The sequence below is a fragment of the Geitlerinema sp. CS-897 genome, from assembly GCF_028368005.1.
GTDB lineage: Bacteria > Cyanobacteriota > Cyanobacteriia > Cyanobacteriales > Geitlerinemataceae > Baaleninema > Baaleninema simplex.
Genome location: NZ_JAQNCQ010000050.1, coordinates 1 through 3,363, shown reverse-complemented (window position 1 = coordinate 3,363; position 3,363 = coordinate 1). Strand labels below are relative to the sequence as shown.

The 3,363-nt window shown below is 52.2% G+C and carries 2 protein-coding genes; both read left to right on the top strand.

All coding sequences use genetic code 11. The annotated features are described in order from the left end of the window. Positions 1-200: 200 nt before the first annotated feature. Positions 201-1,256, top strand: a complete 1,056-nt coding sequence (locus tag POG22_RS02720; protein WP_498903498.1) for an acyl-CoA dehydrogenase family protein — start codon at positions 201-203, stop codon at positions 1,254-1,256. A 39-nt stretch (positions 1,257-1,295) separates the two neighbouring features. Next, positions 1,296-3,161, top strand: coding sequence for an ArnT family glycosyltransferase (locus POG22_RS02715; RefSeq protein WP_498903497.1), 1,866 nt, complete (start codon positions 1,296-1,298; stop codon positions 3,159-3,161). The last annotated feature ends 202 nt before the right edge of the window (positions 3,162-3,363 follow it).

Below are 3,363 nucleotides of genomic sequence, written 5' to 3'. Positions count from 1 at the left end.
GAGGAACTTGAAGAAGTGTTGGGGAAAAGGTGCTGTGTCCTTCAAGAACAGATGCAAGAAGAGATTCGGGATTTAACGAACTATCATTGGCTGGAATTTGCGGCTTAAAAGTTTAGCAGGTTTGGAAACAGGATTTGGTATTAGACCCAAAATTTTCGATAAACGGCAATCTTCAACGTACTGCGATAAATCTTTATAACATGACCGCCATTCAAACCCCCCTCGATCTCGCCGAAACCTATTTACGAGAGAACGTCGCAGCCAACGCCAACGAGATCGATCGCAATCCCGAAGCCTTGCGTCACGCCTTACAAGGCTTAGGCGATCGCTCTTTACTCTCGTTACGTGCAGACAATCCCGAAGCGTTCCGCCGTTTCCAAGAAACCATCACTCGCTATTCCGGGGCGTTGGCATTTTTACAAACCCAACATCAAAGTGCCGCCGCCATGCTCGCCAAAAGTCGCAACGAGACGCTAAAACAAACCTATCTTCCCAACTTAGCCAGCGGAAAACGCTTAGTCGGCGTTGGCTTCTCCCAACTACGGCGTCGTGGAAACCCTCCCCTGACAGCAGTTTCCGTCGAAGGGGGCTATCGCCTCAACGGATTCGTTCCCTGGGTGACGGGATGGAATTTCTTTGAAACCTTCGTCGTGGGGGCGATGCTTCCCGATGGAAGTTCCCTATTTGGAATGATGCCCTTAACCAACAGCCAACAACCCGACGGTGGGGCGATCGCATTTAGCGAACCGATGGCGATGGCTGCCTTAACTTCCACGAATACCGTCACCGCCAACGTGGAAAACTGGTTTCTCAGCCAAGACGAGGTTTTGTTCGTCAAACCCCCCAACTGGATGGAGTCCAACAGCAAAACCAACGTACTCCATCATAGCTTCTTCGCCCTCGGATGCGCCCGAGGCGGTTTAGATGTCCTCGCCGACGTCGCCGCCAAGAAATCCTTACCCTTTATCCGCCAAGCTTGGGACAACCTCGATCGCGAACTCAGCGACTGTCGCCACGCCATCTTCGACGCCGAACTCGAATCCATTAAATCTTACGACGATCGCCTCAAACTGCGAGCCTGGGCGATCGATTTAGCCGTTCGATGTGCCACCGCCGCCGTTTCCGCCTCCAGCGGGGCATCCAATGCCAGCCACCACCCCGCCCAACGCGTCTATCGCGAAGCCCTTGTTTTCAGTGTTTCCGGGCAAACCCACGATGTCATGGCAGCAACACTCGATCGCCTAGTTCGCCATTAATCGTCGATAATCGATCCGTCAGCATATATTGGGGAAAACGTGTTCCGAAAGCAACTGGCAGCCTGGGGAGACGGCGTTATATTAATTGCAGCTTTGGCAATTCTCGCGATCGGCTTGGGGAGTTACGGACTGTACGAACCCCACGAAGGACATTTTGCCGGAGTTGCCCGAGAAATGGTGTTACGGGGGGATTGGATTACTCCGACACTCAACGGCTCACCCTATTTAAACAAACCGCCGCTTTTGTATTGGGCGATCGCAGCCAGTTACAGCCTCTTCGGAATCCACGAATTTGCCGCCAGATTACCGTTAGCGATCGCCGGTTGGTTGGGGGTTGTCGTCGCCTGGAAGTGGGGGCGAGACTTGGGAACCCCTGCCACGGGGCGAATTGCCGCTTTAATGTTAGCCACCGCCTGCGGTTGGTTTATCTTCGTTCATCAACTGTTAATTGACGTTTTTCTCGGTTCGCTGCTGTTTGCGTCTTACTATTGTCTCTGGCGACTGACGGGAGATACTGACCATCGAAAATACCGCATTGCCTTTTGGCTGTTGCTGGGGGCGATCGTTTTAACAAAAGGCCCCTCAATGCTGGTGTTTCCTGCCTTAGCTGTTTTGGGTGTCGTCGCCACGCGATCGCCAACTCGCGTATTTTCGGCGTTAGGCTTGCCTTGGGGCGTCCTCATTTTAATCTTAGTCGTCTTGCCTTGGAGTTTGGCAGTCGAACGGGCAAATCCGGGATTTCTACAATACTTTGCGTTCAACGAAAACCTGCAACGTCTCGCCGACACTCGCTATCCCCCCGATTACAATGTCTCGAAAGTCGGAGGATTGGAATATATCGGCATAACTTGGGTGTGGGGGATTCCCTGGGCGTTGACGATTCCCCAAGCAATGGCGATGTTGTGGCAAGAAACGCAACAGGAAAACACCCGAGTTCGGCGATCGCACAGTACCGCACTAACCATTTTAGCGATGGGTGCCGCCGCGCCCATTGTCTTGTTTTTACCAATTTCGTCGCGATTGGTGTATTACGGCTTACCGAGCGTTCCACCGTTGATGCTACTCTGTGCTTTGTGGTGGACGCAGAGTCGTCGTCGGGGCGATTTATGGGGTCAAAAATTTGCGGGAATTTCCTATGCAGCGTTGGGAGGGTTGCTGTGCGTCGCCGCTGTCGGAATTCCGAAATGGCTGTCTCCGCATTTTCCCGAAATCGTCTCCGAAGCCGTGGCGATCGCCCTGGCGATGGGAAGCGGTTGTCTTCTCGGCGGTGGGTTGCTGTTAAACCGTCGTCCCTATCGTAGCTTTGTGGCGATCGCCTTGGGAATGGTAATTACCTACGGGGCGGTAACGCAGGGATTTGTAAAATTCGCCGACGAACGTTCTTCAAAAACCCTCATCGAAACGGCGACGACTCAACTCGATCCGACCACCGTTTGGACGTTTGAAGGGTCTCGAGAATTGGGGGCGGCGGGGGCGATGAGTTATTACCGCGATCGCGACGGAATCTCGATTTCCGAACTGTTTCCCGAGGGATTTCAAGAGAGTTTGAATTCCCAAGAACTTCCTCTCGGTTGGGTTCGTGGAAAACCAGGTGTAGCCTATCCCATCGTCTTCGTTCTCACTGACGGCGGCGACAATCGCATCCCGCCAGCGTTTCCGGGGAAACCGCCAGACTATCAGATCGATCGCGCAGCGTTACAGGAACTTTGGAATCGCGATCGCCCCGTGGTGTTCGTCACCGATTTTCTGAGAAATCCAGACGACATCACCGATCCGTTAAATCGCAATTTACCCCAAAATGCTGGAGAACCGTTAATGTCTCTCGGACAACGCTATCTTTACGGAAATGCAGCGGCGAGACGGATGTGGAATTTGCCCGACACGATGGACTCGGCACGTCTGTAAATTTACGGAAAAACAAGCCGTTAGATATTACGAAACATGACGAATATTACTCTATTTTTTAAAGTCGGTTAAAATAGCTCTAAAAAATAGTTTAAAAACGCATCATGGAAGTGTTAACCTCCGAACAAGCGGCTCGCATTCCCGAATTTCAAGAGAAGTGGAAGAACGTTTACTTATCCACCGAACCGCTCGATCGCGATCG